This is a genomic window from Erythrobacter sp. HI0063, from assembly GCF_001635685.1.
Lineage (GTDB): Bacteria > Pseudomonadota > Alphaproteobacteria > Sphingomonadales > Sphingomonadaceae > Qipengyuania.
The window spans coordinates 1-304 of sequence record NZ_LWFF01000148.1 but is presented as its reverse complement, the minus strand read 5'-3'; the positions used below and the strand labels follow the sequence as shown (position 1 = coordinate 304).

Annotated in this window: 1 protein-coding gene; it reads left to right on the top strand. The window is 47.4% G+C overall.

The features are described from left to right. Positions 1 to 76: 76 nt before the first annotated feature. A partial coding sequence (locus A3736_RS17845; protein WP_233999249.1) for a hypothetical protein occupies positions 77 to 304 on the top strand: 228 nt, incomplete at its 3' end.

The following is a 304-nucleotide window of genomic DNA, read 5'->3' as shown; positions in this document are numbered from 1 at the left end:
TGGCCGGTTCATGCAAACCGACCCGATCGGATACGCCGATGGCATGAATATGTAAAATTACGTAGGCGGCGATCCGGTGAACTTTACCGATCCGACGGGGTTGCGAAGCGTCGAAACTTGCAACTACTTCAACAGCCTCATCTATGACGGCGATAAGCTGATTTTAATAAATATTAACGCTCGCAAGGTCTGTACGGACCGAGGGATACCAGATGAATCTATTTGGCGTGATGGAATGGCGCCATCAGATCAAGGGAGCGGTCTCCTATGTGAATTGGTAGATACAACAATTAGCATATATTGT